Below are 20,041 nucleotides of genomic sequence, written 5' to 3'. Positions count from 1 at the left end.
GAGTGATTGCCAGGGCCATCGCAACCGCTGTGCCAAGCCCGTCGATGTTGGCGCCAGCCCATGCAATCCAAGGCCGGAGCACCGGCGCGACAACGCCATGTCTTATACCGTCAGTCGCAAAATGCGACAGCGGGCGAGACAGTCCCAGCGCTGTGAGACAGCTGTCTCACGCCGTCTCGTTCGTCGCGAAACGTAGCGCAGGGCCCGCCTTCCGCGGCCTGCAAGCCGCGTAAAACGGCGCTTGCGGCTCTTGGCACACAATGTGTATCGCCCCCCTCAAGCGGCTCTTCGGTGCGCGCTCTGCCGCTGTACGGCCGACGGAAGAGACCTATAAGAAGTGTACGAACAATAAGAAGAACCCCGTGGAGGTCAGTCATCGATGAAGAGAACACTCAGGTTCGCCAGCGCCGGTGGCCTGCTGGCAGTGGCCGTCGGCCTTGCCGTGCAGCCGCAGGTCAGTGAGGCCCGCGAGGGCAAGCAGATTCTTATGGAGACCTGCCAGGGCTGCCACCTTCCCGAAGGTAACGACGCCCTGAGCCGCATCAGCCACCAGCGCAAAACGCCGGAAGGCTGGCTGATGACCATCGGCCGCATGCAGACCATGCACCAGTTGCAGATCAGCGACGAAGACCGTCGCACCCTGGTCAAGTACCTCGCCGACACCCAGGGCCTCGCCCCCAGCGAGACCGACGGCGTGCGCTATGCCCTCGAGCGTCGGTTGAACACCGTCGAGAACATCGAGGAACCCACCCAGCAGATGTGTGCCCGCTGCCACTCCGGCGCGCGGATCGCCCTGCAGCGGCGACCGGCCCAGGAATGGGAGCGCCTGGTGCATTTCCACCTCGGCCAGTGGCCGTCGCTGGAGTATCAGGCACTGTCTCGCGATCGCGACTGGCTCGAACTGGCGAAGCAGGACATGGTCCCGCTGCTGGCGCAGAAGTATCCCTTCGATAGCAAGGCCTGGAGCGACTGGCAGAAGGCCATGCCGAAGTCCGCGTCCTTGGCCGGCGACTGGAGCTTCAGCGGCCATCTGCCGGGCAGGGGAGAGCTGAACGGGGTGATGAAGGTCACCGCCGAGGACGGTGATCGCTTCAAGGTCCGCCTCGACGGGCAGTACGCCGATGGCAAACCGTTCAAGGGCGAGGGCTCGGCGGTGCTGTACAGCGGCTATGAATGGCGCGGCACGGTGGACGTGGATGGCGTGAGCATGCGCCAGGTGCTCGCCGCCAATAACGGCCAGCTCAGCGGCCGCATGTTCGACAAGGCCCACGACGAACGCGGCCTCGATTTCACCGCCGCGCAACAGGGCAGTGCGCGTTTGCTGGCGGTACAGCCGGGCTATGTGAAGGCCGGTGGCGAAAGCGAGCTGACCCTGGTCGGCAGCGGCCTGAGCGGCACACCGTCGTTCGGCAAGGGCGTTGAAGTGGTCGAGGTGCTGGAGAACACGCCGCAGCGTATCCGCGTGAAGGTGAAGGCCGCCGCCGATGCTGCCAGTGGTCTGCAGGAGGTATCCGTCGGCACGCTCGGCGGCCAGCAACTGGCCGTCTATCGCGAAATCGCCGAAGTGAAGGTGGTGCCGGCCTTCTCGGTCGCCCGGGTGGGTGACAACGGCGGCTCGACGCCGAAGGTGCAGGGGCGCTTCGACGCCGAGGCCTGGGGCCAGGGCGCCGATGGCAAGGCCTACCGCATCGGCGTGTTCCCGGCCAAATGGAAGGTCGAGCCGTTCGACGAGCGTGCCCGCGAGGACGAGGACGTCAGGTTCGCCGGCGTGATGCAGGCCGATACCGGCGTGTTCACCCCGGGCGATGCCGGGCCGAACCCGGCGCGCAAGATGTCCACCAACAACGCCGGCAACCTCAAGGTGATTGCTGCAGTGGACGATGCCGGCACCGCGCGCACCGGCGAGGGCCAGATGATCGTGACCATCCAGCGCTGGAACAACCCGCCTATCCCTTGATGAGCGGATCGACCGGGCCACATTCGAGTTTTCGAGGAGGTTGTGATGGGTGCCATCCTGAATCTGGTAGAACGCAATCTGCATGAAGTGCGGGTCGACGATGCCCGCATGCTGTTCCATATCCCCAGCAGCTCGCTGTTCGCCAGCGATGCCCTGACCGGGGAAATCATCGACAGCCTGCGCGGCGCCGGCTGCTCCAGCGAAGCGCTGGTGCAGCGCCTGGCCGAGCGCTTCGATGGTGATGAAGTCAACGAGGTGCTGCGCGAGCTGATCGCCCTGGAACTGGTCAGCGATGGTTCGCCGCTGACCCCGGACATCGCGGCGAAGCGGGTCGAGCGCACCGCGCTGAACACCGTGGTGCTCAACGTCAACACCGGCTGCAACCTGAGCTGCACCTACTGCTACAAGGAAGACCTGGACAAACCGTCGGCTGGCAAGCGCATGGACGTCGAGACCGCCGTGGCCTCGGTGGAAATGCTGCTCAAGGAGTCGCCGGACGAGCCGGTCTACACCGTGGTGTTCTTCGGCGGCGAGCCGTTGAGCAACCGCAAGCTGATCGAGTACATGGTCGACTATTGCGAGCGGCGTTTCACCGAGGCGGGCAAGCGCGTCGAGTTCGTCATGACCACCAACGCCACCCTGCTCACCGAGGAGATCGTCGACTACCTCAATGCCCACCGCTTCGGCTTGTCGGTGAGCATCGACGGGCCGAAGACCGTGCACGACCGCAACCGCATCACCGTGGGCGGGCAGGGCACCTACGATGTTGTGCGGCGCAAGGCCGACATGCTGCTGTCGCGCTACGACAGCCGTCCGGTAGGCGCGCGGGTAACCCTGACCACCGGGGTCACCGATATCGAGACCATCTGGAATCACCTGTTCAACGAGATAGGTTTCGCCGAGGTGGGCTTCGCGCCGGTGACATCCGGCGATATCAGTGCCTACAACCTCACTGGTGAGGAGCTGGTGCAAGTCTTCGCCAACATGAAGGCTCTCGGTCGGCGCTACCTGGAGGCGGCGCTGGAGCATCGCAATATCGGCTTCTCCAACCTGCACCAGTTGCTCACCGATATCCACGAGGGCCACAAGAAGGCGCTGCCGTGCGGTGCCGGCTTGAAGATGCTGGCGGTGGACCACAAGGGCGAACTGAACCTCTGCCACCGTTTCACCGGCTCCAGCCTGCCGACCTTCGGCAACGTGCACAGCGGGGTGAAGCAGGTCGAGCTCAACGACTTCCTGTCACAGCGCCTGGACCGCACAAACACCGGTTGCGACAGCTGCCGCATTCGCAACCTGTGCTCCGGCGGCTGCTACCACGAGAGTTATGCCCGCTATGGCGACCCGACTCATCCGACCTATCACTACTGCGAACTGATGCGCGACTGGGTGGACTTCGGCATCGAAGTCTACAGCCGGATCATGGCCGAGAACCCGGCCTTCATCACTCGCTACATCACTGCGCGCAAGGTGCACTGACATGAAACATCTCAAGCCGATCAACAACAAAGCCCTCAAGCTGGACCAGGCCGCCGAGGAAAACCGCATCGAGGAAGTGGTGGCGATGAACTCGGTCGCCGGCTGCGCCTCGACCACCGACCCGGGCTGGGAAATCGACGCCTTTGGTGGCGTCTCGTCGCTGTGCCAGCCGATGGAGTCGGACCTGTATGGCTGCTCCGACCCGTGCTGGTGGCCGGCCCAGGTGCCGGACATGATGAGCACCTTCCCCGACTGGAACAAGGACGCGCAGTCCTCCGGTGATGGCTGGCGCAACCTCGGGACCGTGTTCCCGGACGACAAATGAGCCCCCAGGCGAACAAGAAGAGGGATAACCGCATGCTCCAGATTGCAACCCGCGGCCTGGCCGCCCTGGTGGCGCTCGGCGCCGGTACGGCGATGGCCGCCGACGAAGGCAAGGCCCTGAATGCCGGCCACGAGTACATGGTGGTCACCAACTACCCGAACAACCTGCACGTCATCGACCTGAACAGCGAGAAGCTCTACAAGACCTGCGTCATGCCCGATGCGTTCGGCCCGGGCTCGGTACAGCTGTCCCCGGACAAGCGCATCGCCTACGTGCTCAACAACCACTATGCCGATATCTACGGCGTCGAGCTGGACACCTGCAAGCAGGTGTTCCACGCCAGCATCACCCAGTTGCCGGGCGAAAAGGCGCGGTCGATGTTCTCCTTCACCGTCAGCCACGACGGCAAGGAGATCTACACCGTGGCCAATCCCACGAAGATCTTCAGCGACCACTACGAAGTGCAGGCGCCACGTCTGGACGTCTACGCCACCGATGGCGGGTTGAACGCCAGGCCGCTGCGCAGCTTCCCGGCCCCGCGCCAGCTGACCATCATGCAAAGCGGCGACGACGGCGCCCTGTACGTGGCCGGGCCGGATATCTACAAGGTGGACGTGAAGACCGGCAAGTTCGATGTGCTGGTCCCCAGCCGGCACTGGAAGCGCCCCGGCTACAGTGCGCCGGACGTGCTCTACGTATGGAACCAGCAGACCTACCGGCATGACTTCTCGCTGCTCTACACCACGGCGAAATTCACCGACGACAAGCAGGATCCGGCGACGGCGGAGAACCTCTACGGCTTCTTCAACATCGATCTCAAGACCGGCAAGACCCAGACCGTCGACTTCGGCCCGCTGACGGAAATCTACTTCAGCGGCATGCGCTCGCCAAAGGATCCCAACGTGGTGTATGGCGTGCTCAACCGGCTGGCGAAGTACGACATCAAGGCGAAGAAACTGGTCAAGGCAGCGGCGCTGGACCACTCGTACTACTGCATTTCGCTGAACAAGGCGGGAAGCAAGGTGTACCTGGCGGGGACGTACAACGATGTGGCGATCTTCGATGCGGACAGTTTGAAGCCGCTGGGCAAGATCAAGCTGCCTGGGGGGGATATGGCGATTACTACGGCGCAGATGTTCGTCAGGTAGTCCTGCTTCGTTGTTGAGGGCCTCATCGCTGGCAAGCCAGCTCCCACAGTGATCTGAGTGCACCGCTGGACCTGTGGGAGCTGGCGTTGCCAGCGATCAGGCCAGACCAGGCAAAGTGGTTGCCTGATCTGGCCAAATCGCCGGCAACGCCGGCTCCCACAAGGGTGTGCAGGTCACCGCTACCGGGCTCGACGCGATCCCTGTTCAAGCCCTTTGCCAGCACCGCGCAAGTGAACTGGCGTACACCCCGGGGCCGGAAGTCTGGACTTCAATAGTGGCAATTAGCTATTGTTACCTGGCATCACCCTCCCGGCCCTCGTTTCACCTCCGTCGACGCCCTGGCGTTCGCCGGCTCAAGCAAATGTCGCGTGCTGCCGATAGCGTTACGACGATCGGCGGCGACGATTTCGTCCTGGTTCCCTCCAGGCGCCTGTCCTTGTGTGTGTTCGTGTGCGTTTCATTCAATTCCAAGACAGGTTTTGCGGATGTTGGTCTACAGCCAGAAAAGTTTTCTCATCGTCGATGACTTCACCGATTTCCGTACTTCGCTGCGCTCGATGCTGCGCGAGATGGGGATCAAGGACGTCGACACCGCCGAGAGCGGCGAGACGGCGATCCGCATGTGCGGGCAGAAGCGCTACGACTTCATCCTCCACGACTTCCACATGGGCGACGGTCGCAAGAACGGCCAGCAGGTACTCGAAGACCTGATGCTCGACAAGCTGATCAGCCACGAAGCGATCTTCGTCATGATCACGGCTGAAAGCAGCCAGGCCGTGGTGCTCAGTGCCCTGGAGCACGAACCCGATGCCTACCTGACCAAGCCGTTCAACCGTGTCGGCCTCACCCAGCGCCTGGACAAGCTGGTGCAGCGCAAGACCCTGCTCAAGCCCATCCTTCAGGCGCTCGACCGTGGCAACCCGGCGCAAGTGCTGGTGGCCTGCGAGCAACTGTGCCGCCAGGATCCGCGCTTCGCCCCGCTGTGCCTGCGCTACCGCGCCGACGCCATGGCCTCGCTGAACCGGCATGAAGAACTGGAGCGCTTCCTCAAGGCGATCCTCGCCAACCGCCCGACCCCCTGGGCCTATTCGGCACTGGGCAAGCTGCTGTTCAAGCGCGGCCAGACCAGCCAGGCCAAGGATGTCTACGAGCAGGCGATCAAGGCTTTCTCGATGATGCCCGGGCTGTACGACGGCCTGGCCGAGGTGCTGGTGGCCCTGGGTGAAAGCCGTCGTGCCCAGCATGTGCTGGAGGATGCGGTGCGCCTGTCGCCCTTGGCGGTGAAACGGCAGATGCTGCTGGGCAAGCTGGCCTTGGCCAACGCCGACTTCGACGGTGCATCGCGGGCCTATCGGCAGGCGGTGAGCCAGGGCCAGAACTCGCGCTTCAAGGACCCGGAAAGCAACCTGGGGCTGGCCCAGGCGCTGATCCAGAAAAACACCGGCAATGGCCTGGACGCGCGCACCCGGGTCGAGATCAACCAGGTGCTCGGTGATGTCGCCAAGGAGTACGCCGAAGACCAGGGCCTGCAGGTGCGCGCACGGCTGATCAAGGCCACCGGCGTGGCCCAGGCAGGCGATGCCGAGACGGCGGCCAAGCTCACTGAAGCGGCCCTGGCGCGCCTGGAAACCATGGACCAGTTCTTCTCGGCCGAGGCCGCCCTGGCCGTTGCCGCACAGCTCAAGCAACTGGGCCAGGAAGATGCCGGCAAGACCATCCTGAAGAACTGCGTCGAGGTCTACGGCGATGACAATGCGGTCATGCAGAACATCGCCAAGCTTACCGACGACCCGGCCATCCTGAGGGCCGGCAACGAGGCGGTCGATCTCAATCGCCAGGGCGTGCGCAGCTACCAGGCCGGGCAGTTGAACGAAGCGCTGGAGCAGTTCCGCAAGGCATTGAAGCTGCAACCGAAGAACATCAGCATCGCCCTCAACACCGCCCAGGCCCTGCTGCGTATCGGCGGGGAAAGTCCGGCGGCGGCGTTGCTGCAGGAGTGTCGCGATTGCCTGGCCAAGGTGGCCGGCATTCCCGATACCGATCCGCGCTACGAGCGCTACCGCAAACTGCGCATTCGCGCTGTGGGGTCATGATGTCCAGGGACAAGGAATCGGGGCTGGATTTTTCCACGGTGATCGCCTCCACCGTGCACGACATGAAGAACTCGCTGGCCATGCTCATGCAGGCCCATAGCCAATGGCTCTCGCGCCTGCCGGACAGCCACCAGCAGGCGCCCGAGCAGATAGTGATCGAGCACGAGTTCGTTCACCTGAACGGCATGCTGGTGCAGCTGCTGGGCCTGTACAAGCTCGGTATCAACCAGTTGCCGATGCTGCCGGACTACCACGAACTCGATGACTTCATCGGCGGGCTGCTGGCCGGTTACCAGGAGATCCTCCACAGCCGCGACATCGTTGCCCGCTACGAAATCGACGAGGCCACACCCCTCGGCTTCTTTGATCGCGAGCTGGTGGGGTCGGTGATTTCCAACATCATCAACAACGCCATTCGCTATGCAGGACACGCATTGCTGGTCACCGTGCGCGAGGAAAACGAGGCGCTGGTGATCAGCGTCAACGACGACGGCGCGGGTTTCCCGGCGGTGATGATCGCCCAGCAGCACGAGTATGTGCAGGGCATCGAGCACAGCACGGCGAGTACCGGGCTGGGGTTGTATTTCGCCGCCAGGATCGCCGCGCTGCACGCGCGCAACGGCGTGCCGGGGCGGATCGAGATTGCCAATGGCGGGGCCTTGGGCGGTGGATTGTTCAGGCTGTATCTGCCCTGACCCCTCTACGGATGGAGCTCGATGTTCCCGTCTTCCGACTGGCGATAGATCGTGTACGGCAATGCCAGGGTATCCAGCACGCCGGACAAGGCGATATCCACCATGGTGAAGGGAATTGCGGCAGGTGAACCCGGCGCGTCGGTGGAATAGTTCGGCTCGCCGTTGAGAATGCAGAAGTTGTACACCGCACCGCTGTAGACCCGTGGCAGGGAGGCGCAGTAGGTGCGCCATTCCCGAAGGTTCTTTGCCGTTACCTGGTCGCCACGGACCACTGTGTTGAAGGTGCCGCAGCCGGGCAGGCTCAGGGCGAGAAATATGAGGAATGGCTTGCTGAAATTCATGAGGGCTGCTCCTTGGCGAAGAACCTTAGTTGATCGCAGGCTCCGGGGGGAGGGCTATCAGCTGCCAGCGAGGAAATCGTAGGAGGGAAATGTTGCCGGGGTAGGCTGGGTACTACTTCTGTCAGTTCCGGCCTCATCGCCGGCCACGCCGGCTCCCACAAGGTTATGTATCAGCCACAAAATGAGTGAGCGAAGCAAAATGAGCTGCGCCCCGGATGTTGGACAAAAAATCCAACATCGGGGTGTTTTGCATGACCAAGTATTCAAAGCAGTTCAAGTTGTCCGCCATCGAAGCCTTCCTCAAGCGAGGCCGAGGTTTCCGTCATGTGGCGAACCAGTTCCAGATAGATCCCACCTTGCTTCGCCGTTGGGTCGTGGCCTATCAGCAACACGGCAGGTCCAGCCTTGAGCGTCGCCATCAGCGCCACAGCGCCGAATTCAAGATTACGGTGCTTCACCGCATGCTAAATGACCGTCTTTCTCAGCGCGCCGCCGCAGCGTTGTTCAACCTAGGTAACTCTAGTCAGCTGGGCAGATGGCTGCGCCAGTATTACAGTGACGGGCTCGCAAACCAGCTTTCTGTAGAAAAGAGTTCAACCCGCACCATGCCCAAGCCTTCCGCCAAGTCCTCCAAGCCTGCAGCCGTGCGTAACGAGGACCTCTCGCCCAAAGAGTTACTAGAGAAAGTTCGCATGCTTGAAGCGGAGAACGCCTACCTAAAAAAGCTCGAGGAGTTAGAGGAGGCGAAGCTCAGGCAGACCCGGGCAGTAAGGAAAAAGCCCAGCTGATTACCGCGCTGCGCCGACAGTTCAGGCTGAAATACCTGCTGATCGCTGCTGGTTTGCCTCGTAGCACTTACTACACCTACTTCGGGGACGAGGGCGCCGAGGATAAGTACGCTCCACTGAAACAGGCGATGCGGGGCATTCAGGAGCACCACAGGGGCCGGTATGGTTATCGTCGCATGACCGCTGCGCTGCGCCAGAAAGGGCACGTGATCAACGGCAAGAAAGTGCGCCGCCTCATGGGCGAGTTGGACCTCAAGTGCACGGTACGACCGAAGAAATACAAGTCGTACAGAGTGCTGATGGACGAAGCATCGCCGAACACCATGAACCGGGAGTTCGCTGCTGATCAGCCGAATCAGAAATGGGTGACAGACGTTACCGAGTTCAAGGTGGCTGGAGAAAAGCTTTATCTGTCGCCAGTTCTGGACTTGTACAACGGGGAGATCGTGGCCTATCAAACGGATACTCGGCCGCGTTACACCCTGGTGGGAACGATGCTTGAACGAGCGCTGGAGAAGCTGCCGGCTGACAGTAAGCCGATGCTGCACTCAGATCAGGGATGGCATTATCGCTATCCGGATTACCGCCAGCGCTTGAAAGAAGCGGGCTTGGAACAGAGCATGTCGCGCAAGGGCAACTGCCTGGACAATGCGGCGATGGAAAGCTTTTTCGGCACGCTGAAGTCCGAGTATTTCTACCGCGAGAAATTTGAGAGCATCGAGCAATTACGCGCTGGGATTGATGATTACATCCGCTACTACAACCACGAACGTATCAAGATGAAGCTCGGCGGCCTGAGCCCTGTAGCGTACAGAGCACAAGCCGCATAGCTTTAGACAAAAGTGTCCAACATCCGGGGCGCAGCTCAAAAACCTGTGGGAGCCGGCGTTGCCGGCGATGAGGCCGGGAGCAACCACTTCAGTCCTCAGGCTTCAACCCGAAGCCTGCATCAGCGAAATCCCGCTCGCCATCGACTCGGCCAATGCCCGCGACGCCTCCAGGGCGTGCTGGGTCGCCCAGAGGATGCCGGCGAGATGGTTGTCCTTCACCACGTCGCAGGCCTGCAGATTGGTTTCATAGGCCGAACGCAGCAGCACGGTGAGATGGACCAGCGCCTTGTCCACATCGGCTCCGGCACGCACGGCGAAGAGCGGGGGATGATGGCCATCGCAGCCAGCGAAGCGGGTGTGGACGGTTACGGCGCGCGGGGATGGCGCGGGTGGATCGGGGACGATCTTCTTCATGGTGGTCATCTCGCTATCAATGCCACCACCCATCGCTGTCAAACAAAAGGGTGGCAGCTGTACGTAGGTTGACAGACCGAGAGCGAGAGAACCCGGCGCGCACGAAGCGCCCCACGCACAGCCGCCATGACACGATGCCCAGGCGAAAACGCCTGTTCAGGTGAAATGGGTGCCGCGGTTCAATCGCTGTTCAGCCTGTCAAAGCCGGTCGCCAGACATCAGCGACGGCAGCAAGACTAGGCAGCGTTTCCCCGGCACGCAACGGCAAACAAGCGGCGGAAGTATGCTTGGGAAATTGCCTACAAGAAAGTCGGAAGCAGATGAGGTTTTTGCCTAATGTAGCTGTATGGCCGGCGGATGGCGAATCTGTATCTAACGCTCTACCGGTCCGGGTCACACAATGAGGTTTTCGACCAGGGTGTGAGTGTGATGACCGAGCTGACGGGTGATATCGATTTCGGCGAGCTGACGGTGCGTCGACTCGGGCCGGAGGATGCCGGGACTATCTGCGCCCATCGTGAGGCGATGTTTGTCGAGGCCGGAGGTGATCCGGCGAAGCTGCGCGTCATGACCGAGCACTTCCGCCCCTGGCTGCTGCCGCGCCTGGACGACGGGCGTTATTACGGGTTCGCCGTGGTCGATGGCGGCACGGTAGCCGCGGCGATCGGCTTGATGAGCATCGACTGGCCACCGCATCCGGCGCATCCGCAGAGGGATCAGCGTGGGTATGTGTTGAATGTGTATGTCGAGCCGGCGTATCGGCGACGGGGCTTGGCTTCGAAATTGATGAAACTGGGCGAGGCGGAGTTCACGCGACGCGGGCTGGGGTTCGCGGTGTTGCATGCTACCGAGGTGGGGCGGCCGGTTTATGAAGGGCTGGGATGGGAGAAGACGGCGGAAATGGCCAAGGTTCTCGGGTGAGATTCAAGGCCTTATCGCTGGCTTGTCGGACCGCCGCACCGCAGCGATGAGGCCCGAGGGGCCACCCTGGATCATTCAGACCCGGCAAACTTCCCCACATCCACCGGCATCGGCTTGAATTCCGGACCCTGGCCGGATACCCGCCAGCGCACATTGGTGATCCCGTAGCGCTCGGCCATCGGCCGGCTGACCTTCTTGATTTTCTGCTGCCCGAAGCGGGGAATCACGCCAACGCCGGCATCGCAACTGGCCCAGTGCCAGGCCTCGGCGTTGTTCATGTTTTCCAGGCGAATGATGAAGGTGCGTGGCTGCCCCTGAAGTTCATAATCGATCACGTACAACTGTTGTCCCGCCATTGGTGGAATCCCTCCGTTTTCTTGCCGGCCGTCGACGCAGCCGTGATGCGCCGAGGCATCGGATGTGAGGGACAGTTGCGAATGCCGTGCCCGATCCTGGACATGCATTTGACCCAGTAAACACTGGAAGTGGCAGGACGCACGCGGTGCATTTTGCATGAACGGCCCTCGCCGGGCCGTGCAAAACGCGCGGTTCAGCTGGCGCACAGGGCCGGTAGTTGACGCATCATCAGCGCTGCGGCGTTGGGGGTGAGCAGCGTGCCGTTCAGCTGTTCGCGACGTACCCATTTGCAGGCGACGATTTCGTTGTCGGCCACCGCTTCGGTGTAGTCATCGAACTGGGTGGTGAATACGTGGTGGACGATATTGCCCACTTCCACCGAACATAATTGCAACAGGCCCAGGCTGCGCAACTTCGTCTCTTCCTCCAGTTCCCGGGCTGCCGCCTGGATCGGCTGCTCACCGGCCTCGACGGTACCGCCTGGGAAGTTCCATTTGCCGCCTTTCTTGCGCACGAGCAGTACCTTGCCGCTACGCAGGCAAATGATGGTGGCTCTGGCTTTGTATCTGCGGCTTTTTCCTGACATCGGGCAATCCTGTAAATCGGTGTTCTTTTGCGGGAGACTTGTGTACTTCCGGTCAGGTTCAATTAAACGTAGTTGAATTCGGAAGCATCTGGCGTGCCAGCCAGATGTGCTGTCAGACCTTTCATCATTTCCTACGGACCCCGATCCATGTCCCTGCGTGCCCTGCGAACCTTGGTCGCCATTGCCCAGCACGGCTCGTTCGCCCGTGCTGCCGAGGCGGTGCACCTCACCCAGTCGGCGGTGAGCCTGCATATCCGCGGGCTGGAAGAAGAGTTCAACGCGCCGCTGTTCGACCGTTCGCGGCGCCTGCCGGTGCTGACCGAAGCCGGGTACTTGGCGCTGGAGCGGGCGCGGGAGATCCTGGCGCTCTACGACGGCATCGCCGCCGAGCTTGGCGAGGACAGCGAACTGCGCGGGCGCTTGCGGGTGGGCGCTATCCATACGGCGCTGGCGGGTGTCCTGCCGGCGGCCCTGGCTGCGTTGAACGCCGAGCATCCGCATGTGCGGGTCAATGTCCTGTCGGGAATGTCGGCAGAACTGGCTACCCGGGTCGAGGCGGGGGAGCTGGACGCGGCGGTCACCACCGAGCCGGTCAAGCCACACCCCTACGGCCTGGTGAGCACCGTGCTGTACGAGGAGGGGTTCTGGATCATCGCTCCGCAGCGGCTCGCCGATGCCGACTCGCGCAGCCTGTTGCAGGACCAGCCGTTCTTTCGCTTCGATCGTCGTGCCTGGGCCGGCCGCACCATCGAGCGTGAACTGCGGCGCATGCGCCTGCGGGTGCGCACCACCATGGAGCTGGATAGCCAGGAAGCGCTGATCCGCATGGTCGCCAGCGGCCTCGGGGTGTCCATCGTGCCGTCGTCGGAACGGGTGCTGGGGAAGATCGAGCAACTGACCTACCGCCCTTTCGGCGATCCTCAACGCACCCGCAAGGTGGTCCTGATCGAGCGCGAGGACCGCCCGCGGGGCCGTCTGGCCGCGGTGCTGGCCCAGACGATTCGCCGACAGGCCGCGCTGACTGATGAGTAAAACTTGAGGGCGGCTCGATAATTCATCGTTTTTAATCAAGCTACCGGGTCTTTATCGTGACGCTCATCTGTTGATCGTGCGGACCCTGCCATGACCCTTTCCCTGTTGCTGGCCCTTGTGCCCATTGCCCTGTTGATCGCACTGGGTACCTGGCTGCGCAGCAGCCATTTCCTGGCCGACAGTTTCTGGCCCCAGGCCGAGCGCCTCGGCTATTACGTCCTGTTGCCCGCGCTGTTCGTGCATGGCCTGGCCACGGCGAAACTGGACGGCGTGCCGGTGCTGGGCATGGCCTTGGCGCTGGTCTCCTCCACGGTGCTGGTGGCGTTGCTGCTGGTGCTCTCGCGCCGCTGTTTCGCCGTGAGCGACGCGGCGTTCACCTCGGTCTTCCAGGGCGGGGTGCGCTTCAATAACTACGTTGGCGTTTCGGCGGCGGCAGGCCTGTTCGGCGCCCAGGGCATTGCCCTGGCAGCGGTGGCGAATGCGGCGATCGTGCCCACCGTCAACATCCTCTGCGTACTGGTGTTCGCCCGATACGGCTCGGCAGGGCGCATGAGCTGGAGGGGCGTGGCCCGGCAGATGGTCGTCAACCCGCTGTTGCTGGCCTGTGCGCTCGGGATCCTGTTGCACGCAACGGAGCTGGGCCTCCCGCCAGCAATCGAGCCGTTGTTGAAAGCCCTTGGCCAGGCCTCGCTGCCCTTGGGCCTGCTGTGCGTGGGCGCGGCGCTGGATCTCAAGGCGGCGCGCAGTTGGCTACGGCCGGTGGGGATGGCGTCGCTGGCGAAGTTCGTGGTCATGCCCATGGTGACCCTGGCCGCTTGCCATTTGTTCGGCCTCAGTGGCGAAGCAGCTATCGCGGCGCTGCTGTTCCAGGCGCTGCCCACCGCCTCGTCGTCCTACATCATGGCCCGGCAACTGGGCGGCGATGCACCGTTGATGGCGGGGATCATCGCCGGACAGACATTGCTGGCGGGTGTGGCCTTGCCTTTGGCGGTGAGCAGTTTATTGCCTTGGATTTGAAGGTGTCCTTCAGGGTCCTCTCGCTGACAGGCCACCTCCCGCAGGGAACCGCGGGAATGGCTAGAATAGGCGATTCGCCTGAGAGGACGCTGTCATGAATCCCGCCCCATCTACGCTAATCCGCGAAACCTTCCCCGTCGGCCCTTTGCAGTGCAACTGCACCATCATCGGCGACCCGGTCACCAAGAAAGCCATAGTCGTAGACCCGGGCGGCAACCCCGACCTGATCATGCAGAAGCTCGATGCCCATGGCCTGAAGGTGGTCAGCATCATCCATACCCATGCCCACCTCGATCATTTCCTGGCCTCCGGCCAGTTGAAGGAAAAGACCGGCGCCACCCTGCACCTGCACAAGGACGACCAGTTCCTCTGGGACAACCTGGAAATGCAGTGCCGCATGTTCGGCGTGCCGTACGTGCCGGTGCCGTCGCCGGACCGCTGGCTGGAGGATGACGAGAAACTGGCCTGTGGTTGCGGCGTGGCCTTGCATACGCCAGGTCACACCCCGGGCTCGATGAGCTTCTGGTTCGCCGACGCCAAGCTGCTGATCGCCGGCGATACCTTGTTCCGCCGTGGCGTGGGCCGCACCGATTTGTGGGGTGGCGATCAGGCAACTATCGTTCGTTCTATCAAACAGCGGCTGTATCGTCTCGACGAAGAGGCGACGGTGGTGGCCGGGCATGGTCCCGACACCCGTCTGGGTGAGGAAATGCGTGAAAATCCGTTTGTTCGGGCATGAGCGCAGGGAATTTTTCTTCGCCGCCGCACTCCAAGGCTGGTGGCGAACTCACGTCAGTTGGCCATCTATACGAATTGTTCGCAGGAGCTTGTCCATGTTCACCATGCGCCGTTTGATTATCGTCGCTACCGCCGCTGCCCTGATGACTGGCTGTGCCAGCCAGAACCCCTATGACAACCAGGGTGGCCAGGCGCAGGGCTCCTCAGGGATGAGCAAGACTGCCAAGTATGGCGGCCTGGGTGCGCTGGCCGGTGCCATCGCCGGTGCCGCCATCGATCACAACAACCGTGGCAAGGGCGCGCTGATCGGCGCGGCGGCAGTGGGTGCCGCGGCTGCGGGCTACGGCTACTACGCCGACAAGCAGGAAGCCGAGCTGCGCGCGAGCATGGCCAACACCGGTGTGGAAGTGCAGCGTGAAGGCGACCAGATCAAGCTGATCATGCCGGGCAACATCACCTTCGCCACCGACTCGGCGAACATCGCGCCAAGCTTCTATTCGCCGCTGAACAACCTGGCGAACTCGTTCAAGCAGTTCAACCAGAACACCATCGAGGTGGTGGGCTTCACCGACAGCACCGGTAGCCGCCAGCACAACATGGACCTGTCGCAGCGCCGCGCGCAGGCCGTCAGTACCTACCTGACGTCCCAGGGCGTCGATCCATCGCGGGTGAGCGTGCGTGGCATGGGCCCCGACCAGCCGATCGCGAGCAATGCCGATGCCAACGGCCGGGCGCAGAACCGCCGGGTAGAGGTGAACCTGAAGCCGATTCCAGGGCAGAACTATCAGCAGTAATCTTTGACGGCCCCATCGCTGGCAATCCAGCTCCCACAGTGTGGGAGCTGGATTGCCAGCGATGGGCCCCTCGGGATCTCAACGATTCATCTGCTCCAACCGCTGATCCTTCCTCTCCCATAACCGGTTGATCCACTGCTGGAATGCCGCCCGGTATTCCTCGTCCTGGTCATAACTCTTTCCAAGGAATTCCCCCGGAATCGCCAGTTCCTCGAACTGTACGACGATCCGCCGCACCCGTCCGCACAGCAAGTCCCAGAAGCCAGGCGCGCCATCGGGGTAGTGGATGGTGACATCGATGATCGACTCCAACTGCTCGCCCATCGCATCCAGCACGAAGGCAATGCCCCCGGCCTTGGGCTTGAGCAGATGGCGGAAGGGTGAATGCTGCTGGTCATGCTTGGCCTGGGTGAAGCGCGTTCCCTCGGCGAAATTGAAGATCGCCGTGGGCTTGCCGCGGAACCTGGCGCAGGTCTTGCGCGTGGTTTCCAGGTCCTTGCCGCGCTTTTCCGGGTGCTTGTCCAGGTACGCCTTGCTGTAGCGCTTCATGAACGGGAAGCCCAGCGCCCACCAGGCCAGGCCGATCACCGGAACCCAGATCAATGCCTGCTTGAGGAAGAACTTCAGCGGGCGAATGCGCCGGTTCAGCACGTATTGCAGCACCAGGATATCGACCCAGCTCTGGTGGTTGCTGGTCACCAGGTAGCTGTGCTGGTAGTCGAGCCCCTCCAGCCCTTGCACCTGCCAGCGGGTGCGCCCGAGCAGCTTCATCCAGCCCTTGTTGTTGCTGATCCAGGCTTCGTGGATATGCCGCATCAGCTCGTCCGTAACCCGCTGCGCCGCCGCGAACGGCAGGCACAGCTTGACCAGGCTGACGATGAACAGCGGTGTGCAGCAGGCCAGGGTATTGAGCCCCAGCAGCAAGGCGGCCAGCGTGCCGCGCAGGATGTCGGGCATGATCAGAACTCCGCCGCGCGGCTGGCCTGGATCGCGGTCAGGGCGATGGTGTAGACGATGTCGTCCACCTGGGCCCCGCGCGGCAGGTCGTTCACCGGTTTACGCAAGCCTTGCAGCATCGGCCCGAGGCTGACGCAATCGGCGCTGCGCTGTACTGCCTTGTGCGTGGTGTTGCCGGTGTTCAGGTCAGGGAACACGAACACCGTGGCGCGCCCGGCTACCGGGCTGTTGGGCGCCAGTTGCCGGGCGATTTCCAGGTTGGCGGCGGTGTCGTACTGCAGCGGGCCGTCGATCTGCAGGGCGCGCTGGGTTTCCTGGGCGAGCAGGGTGGCCTCGCGGACCTTCTCCACTTCTTCGCCGCTGGCAGACTCGCCGCTGGAGTAGCTGATCATCGCGACCCGTGGGTTGATCCCGAAGGCTTGTGCGGAGTCGGCGCTTTGCAGGGCGATTTCCGCCAGCTCGGCGGCACTCGGGTGCGGGTTCATCACGCAGTCGCCGTATACCAGCACCTGCTCGGGAAAGAGCATGAAGAACACCGAGGACACCAGGCTGCAACCCGGTGCGGTCTTGATCAATTGCAGGGCCGGGCGGATGGTGTTGGCGGTGGAGTGCACCAGGCCGGATACCAGGCCATCGACCTCGTCCAGGGCCAGCATCATGGTGCCGATCACCACCGGGTCTTCCAGTTGCTGCTCGGCCATCGGGGCGTTCAGGCTCTTGCTCTTGCGCAGGCTGACCATGGGTTCGACATAGCGCTCGCGGATCAGGTCCGGGTCGATGATCTCCAGGCCTTCCGGCAGGCTGATGCCCTGGGCCCGGGCGACCGCCTGGACGTCGTCCGGTCTGGCCAGCAGCACGCAGCGGGCGATACCCCTGGCCTGGCAGATGGCGGCGGCCTGCACGGTCATGGGCTCCGCGCCCTCGGGCAGGACGATGCGCTTGTTCGCCGCCTGGGCCTGCTGGATCAGGCGATAGCGGAACACCGCCGGCGACAGGCGCATTTCCCGCGGGGTGCCACAGCGCTGGTTGAGCCAGTCGGCATCGAGGTGGCTGGCGACGAAGTCGGTGATGATCTCCGCGCGCTCGCGGTCATCCACCGGGATTTCCTTGTTCAGCTGGTTGAGCTGGTTGGCGGTGTCGTAGGACCCGGTGCTCACCGAGAGGATCGGCAGGCCGGCGAGCAGGGCGCCCTGGCACAGTTCGAGGATACGTGGATCGGGCTTGCTGTCGCTGGTCAGCAGCAGGCCGGCCAGGGGCACGCCGTTGATCGCGGCGAGGCTGACGGCAAGGATGATGTCGTCGCGGTCGCCCGGGGTCACCACCAGCGTGCCCGGCTTGAGCAGCGGCACGGTGTTGGCCACGGTGCGGGCGCACAGGATGATCTTGTTCATGCGCCGGGTTTCGTAATCACCGGCATTGAGCACCTGGGCACCGAGCAGGTCGGCGACATCCCGCGTGCGCGGGTCGTTGAGCCCGGCCTGGAACGGAATGCAGCCGAGCAGGCGGAAGTCACCGCTGCGCAGCAAGGGCGAATGTTCGCGCAGGCGGCTGGCGAACCCGGCCATGTCCTCGTCGCTGCGCACCTTGTTAAGAATCACCCCGAGCACTTTCGGGTCGCGCGGGCCGCCGAACAGTTGGGCCTGCAATTCGACGCGACCGGAGAGTTCGGCAAGCACGTCGTTTTCCGGCGCGGAAACCAGGATCACCTCGGCATCGAGGCTCTTGGCCAGGTGCTGGTTGACCCGCGCGGCATAGCTGGCGTGACGGGTCGGGACCATGCCCTCGACCACCAGCACGTCCTTGTCGACGCAGGCCTGCTGGTACAGGGTGATGATTTCTTCCAGCAGTTCATCCAGCAGGCCTTCACCGAGCATGCGCTCGACATGGGCCAGGCTCAGGGGCTTGGGCGGTTTCAGGCCGTGGGTCCGCGAAACCAGCTCGGTGGAGCGTTCCGGCCCGGTGTCGCCCGGGTGCGGCTGGGCGATCGGCTTGAAGAAACCGACCTTCAGGCCGGCCCGCTCCAGGGTGCGGACCAGGCCCAGGCTGATGGAGGTCAGGCCAACGCCGAAGTCGGTCGGCGCGATGAAAAAGGTTTGCATGCGAACTTCTCGAATGAGCCAGTGCAAAAAACGTCAATTGCCAAGGGTATCGCTAACCCGCCCTGCCGTGCATCCGCCAGTGGCAAAAGCCCCGGGATGGCGGTCCCGTCTGTCCGGGTTGCGTTCGCTTTCGGGCGATGCGTTGGTTACACTTGCTCGCTCACACTTCTTATGCAAAAGGTCTCGCCCCATGCTGATCGCCGCCAACAAGGCTGTCTCCATCGACTATACCCTGACCAACGACGCCGGTGAGGTCATCGACAGCTCCGCTGGCGGCGCGCCGCTGGTATACCTGCACGGCGCCGCCAATATCATCCCGGGCCTGGAAAAGGCCCTGGAAGGCAAGGGCGCCGGCGAAGAGCTGAACGTCACCATCGAGCCGGAAGACGCCTACGGCGAATACCTGGCCGAGCTGGTCAGCACCCTGAACCGCAGCATGTTCGAAGGCGTCGACCAACTGGAAGTCGGCATGCAGTTCCACGCCTCGGCGCCGGACGGCCAGATGCAGATCGTCACCATCCGCGACCTGGACGGCGACGACGTCACCGTCGACGGCAACCACCCGCTGGCCGGCCAGCGCCTGAACTTCAAGGTCAAGGTGGTCAACGTGCGTGACGCCAGCGAAGAAGAAATCGCCCATGGCCACGTCCATGGCGAAGGTGGCCATCACCACTGATTTTCTGCGCTAAGCTCAGAGAGTCGCGAAGGCGCCTTGTCCTTCCGTCGTGCAGTCCCGCAAGGGTGCATGCGGCAGGCCAGGCGCCTTTTTAGTGGGCCGCGATCGTGGCCGACCGCCGGGATGCCCGGGATCCGTCGTAGAAGGGGAGTACGTCATGAGTGCATTTCACGACCTGAAACTGCAAGCGCTGAACGGCCAGGACCTGTCGCTGGCACCGTTCAAGGGCCAGGTAGTGCTGGTGGTCAATGTCGCCTCCAAATGTGGCCTGACGCCGCAGTATGCGGCGCTGGAAAATCTCTATCAGCAGTACAAGGGCAAGGGTTTCAGCGTACTGGGCCTGCCGTGCAACCAGTTCGCCGGGCAGGAGCCGGGCAGCGAGGAAGAGATCGCCAGCTTCTGCAGCCTCAACTATGGGGTGACTTTCCCGCTTGGGGGCAAGCTTGAGGTCAACGGGGCGCAGCGGCATCCGCTGTATCGCTTGCTGGCGGGCGAGGGCGCGGAGTTTCCGGGCGACATCACCTGGAATTTCGAGAAATTCCTGGTAGGCAAGGACGGGCGGGTGCTGGCCCGGTTTTCGCCGCGGACCGCGCCGGATGATCCGGCAGTGGTGCAGGCGATCGAGAAGGCGTTGGCGTGACTCTTTGTTGGCCTTTTGGGCCTCATCGCCGGCAACGCCGGCTCCCACAGGTATCGCGTACACCGCTGAACCTTGTGGGAGCCGGCGTTGCCGGCGATGAGGCCCGGAAGAACAACACAAAGACCATGCCTTTAAATCACTCGAATCAATAGTACTC

20 protein-coding genes and 1 pseudogene are annotated in these 20,041 nt (G+C 63.0%); 14 read left to right on the top strand and 7 right to left on the bottom strand.

Annotation, left to right across the window (positions count from 1 at the left end; translation table 11 throughout):
* Positions 1–379 precede the first annotated feature (379 nt).
* The 6 genes from peaA (at position 380) to ACPFMA_RS24520 (ending at position 7,694) form a co-directional block, all read left to right on the top strand.
* Positions 380–1,957, top strand: a complete 1,578-nt coding sequence (peaA, locus tag ACPFMA_RS24545; protein ID WP_425928925.1) for a quinohemoprotein amine dehydrogenase subunit alpha — start codon at positions 380–382, stop codon at positions 1,955–1,957.
* Between the two features lie 45 nt (positions 1,958–2,002).
* On the top strand, positions 2,003–3,433 hold the full coding sequence (peaB, locus tag ACPFMA_RS24540) for a quinohemoprotein amine dehydrogenase maturation protein (protein ID WP_420057653.1): 1,431 nt from the start codon (positions 2,003–2,005) through the stop codon (positions 3,431–3,433).
* Between the two features lies 1 nt (position 3,434).
* Entirely contained in the window at positions 3,435–3,758 is a 324-nt protein-coding gene (qhpC, locus tag ACPFMA_RS24535; protein ID WP_009405860.1) for a quinohemoprotein amine dehydrogenase subunit gamma, read from the top strand.
* 32 nt (positions 3,759–3,790) lie between these two features.
* The gene (peaD, locus tag ACPFMA_RS24530) at positions 3,791–4,906 is read left to right on the top strand and encodes a quinohemoprotein amine dehydrogenase subunit beta (protein WP_425928924.1); all 1,116 of its coding nucleotides are present in this window, start codon (positions 3,791–3,793) and stop codon (positions 4,904–4,906) included.
* A gap of 485 nt (positions 4,907–5,391) precedes the next feature.
* Positions 5,392–6,999 carry a response regulator gene (locus tag ACPFMA_RS24525; RefSeq protein ID WP_425928923.1) on the top strand — a complete coding sequence of 536 codons (1,608 nt, stop codon included), beginning with the start codon at positions 5,392–5,394 and terminating at the stop codon, positions 6,997–6,999.
* Complete coding sequence (locus tag ACPFMA_RS24520) at positions 6,999–7,694, top strand: sensor histidine kinase (RefSeq protein WP_425928922.1); 696 nt, start codon at positions 6,999–7,001, stop codon at positions 7,692–7,694. The genes ACPFMA_RS24525 and ACPFMA_RS24520 overlap by 1 nt, the downstream gene beginning before the upstream one ends.
* 5 nt (positions 7,695–7,699) lie before the next feature.
* Here ACPFMA_RS24520 and ACPFMA_RS24515 read toward each other — a convergent pair whose 3' ends face one another.
* Positions 7,700–8,035 (bottom strand): YceK/YidQ family lipoprotein, encoded by a 336-nt coding sequence (locus ACPFMA_RS24515; protein WP_420057656.1) that lies wholly within the window; start codon positions 8,033–8,035, stop codon positions 7,700–7,702.
* 251 nt (positions 8,036–8,286) lie between these two features.
* Between ACPFMA_RS24515 and ACPFMA_RS24510 the strand changes: the two genes are divergently transcribed.
* Positions 8,287–9,653 (top strand): IS3 family transposase gene (locus ACPFMA_RS24510; RefSeq protein WP_425928921.1). Its coding sequence is split into 2 segments (ribosomal slippage): positions 8,287–8,752 and positions 8,752–9,653, totalling 1,368 coding nucleotides; the frame shifts between segments, so codons are not numbered across the junction.
* A gap of 102 nt (positions 9,654–9,755) precedes the next feature.
* Here ACPFMA_RS24510 and ACPFMA_RS24505 read toward each other — a convergent pair.
* Positions 9,756–10,067 carry a hypothetical protein gene (locus ACPFMA_RS24505; RefSeq protein WP_064302777.1) on the bottom strand — a complete coding sequence of 104 codons (312 nt, stop codon included), beginning with the start codon at positions 10,065–10,067 and terminating at the stop codon, positions 9,756–9,758.
* Positions 10,068–10,496: 429 nt separating this feature from the next.
* Between ACPFMA_RS24505 and ACPFMA_RS24500 the strand changes: the two genes are divergently transcribed.
* On the top strand, positions 10,497–10,988 hold the full coding sequence (locus ACPFMA_RS24500; RefSeq protein ID WP_425928919.1) for a GNAT family N-acetyltransferase: 492 nt from the start codon (positions 10,497–10,499) through the stop codon (positions 10,986–10,988).
* A gap of 71 nt (positions 10,989–11,059) precedes the next feature.
* On the opposite strand, the gene ACPFMA_RS24495 is transcribed toward ACPFMA_RS24500, so the two are convergent.
* Entirely contained in the window at positions 11,060–11,344 is a 285-nt protein-coding gene (locus ACPFMA_RS24495) for a DUF6555 family protein (protein ID WP_009405842.1), read from the bottom strand.
* A gap of 194 nt (positions 11,345–11,538) precedes the next feature.
* The gene (locus ACPFMA_RS24490; protein WP_420057659.1) at positions 11,539–11,931 is read right to left on the bottom strand and encodes an NUDIX hydrolase; all 393 of its coding nucleotides are present in this window, start codon (positions 11,929–11,931) and stop codon (positions 11,539–11,541) included.
* A gap of 147 nt (positions 11,932–12,078) precedes the next feature.
* Here ACPFMA_RS24490 and ACPFMA_RS24485 point away from each other — a divergent pair, with 147 nt between their 5' ends.
* From ACPFMA_RS24485 to ACPFMA_RS24470, 4 genes are all read left to right on the top strand, one after another.
* Complete coding sequence (locus ACPFMA_RS24485; protein ID WP_425928918.1) at positions 12,079–12,963, top strand: LysR family transcriptional regulator; 885 nt, start codon at positions 12,079–12,081, stop codon at positions 12,961–12,963.
* A gap of 90 nt (positions 12,964–13,053) precedes the next feature.
* A complete protein-coding gene (locus tag ACPFMA_RS24480) occupies positions 13,054–13,980 on the top strand; it encodes an AEC family transporter (protein WP_425928917.1) in 927 nt (308 codons plus the stop codon).
* Positions 13,981–14,074: 94 nt separating this feature from the next.
* On the top strand, positions 14,075–14,719 hold the full coding sequence (locus tag ACPFMA_RS24475) for an MBL fold metallo-hydrolase (protein WP_425928916.1): 645 nt from the start codon (positions 14,075–14,077) through the stop codon (positions 14,717–14,719).
* A gap of 94 nt (positions 14,720–14,813) precedes the next feature.
* Positions 14,814–15,512 (top strand): OmpA family protein, encoded by a 699-nt coding sequence (locus tag ACPFMA_RS24470; RefSeq protein WP_009405833.1) that lies wholly within the window; start codon positions 14,814–14,816, stop codon positions 15,510–15,512.
* A 78-nt stretch (positions 15,513–15,590) separates the two neighbouring features.
* Here the strand turns inward: ACPFMA_RS24470 and ACPFMA_RS24465 are convergent, their stop codons facing one another.
* The 3 genes and pseudogenes from ACPFMA_RS24465 to ACPFMA_RS24455 form a co-directional block, all read right to left on the bottom strand.
* On the bottom strand, positions 15,591–16,469 hold the full coding sequence (locus ACPFMA_RS24465) for an acyltransferase (protein ID WP_420057663.1): 879 nt from the start codon (positions 16,467–16,469) through the stop codon (positions 15,591–15,593).
* A 2-nt stretch (positions 16,470–16,471) separates the two neighbouring features.
* A complete protein-coding gene (gene pta, locus ACPFMA_RS24460) occupies positions 16,472–18,568 on the bottom strand; it encodes a phosphate acetyltransferase (RefSeq protein WP_064302695.1) in 2,097 nt (698 codons plus the stop codon).
* A 102-nt stretch (positions 18,569–18,670) separates the two neighbouring features.
* A pseudogene (locus ACPFMA_RS24455) lies at positions 18,671–18,790 on the bottom strand (DUF3565 domain-containing protein); the annotation flags it as partial.
* Between ACPFMA_RS24455 and ACPFMA_RS24450 the strand changes: the two are divergent.
* The gene (locus tag ACPFMA_RS24450) at positions 18,759–19,244 is read left to right on the top strand and encodes an FKBP-type peptidyl-prolyl cis-trans isomerase (protein WP_009405827.1); all 486 of its coding nucleotides are present in this window, start codon (positions 18,759–18,761) and stop codon (positions 19,242–19,244) included. The pseudogene ACPFMA_RS24455 and the gene ACPFMA_RS24450 overlap by 32 nt on opposite strands.
* Before the next feature lie 157 nt (positions 19,245–19,401).
* Positions 19,402–19,884: a glutathione peroxidase gene (locus ACPFMA_RS24445; RefSeq protein WP_420057664.1), complete on the top strand. Its 483-nt coding sequence runs from the start codon at positions 19,402–19,404 to the stop codon at positions 19,882–19,884.
* The last annotated feature ends 157 nt before the right edge of the window (positions 19,885–20,041 follow it).

The organism is Pseudomonas sp. NyZ201 (assembly GCF_049860765.1).
GTDB classification, from domain to species: Bacteria; Pseudomonadota; Gammaproteobacteria; order Pseudomonadales; family Pseudomonadaceae; genus Aquipseudomonas; species Aquipseudomonas bharatica.
The sequence above is the reverse complement of the archived record's forward strand: the minus strand, read 5'-3'. Positions and strand labels throughout refer to the sequence as shown.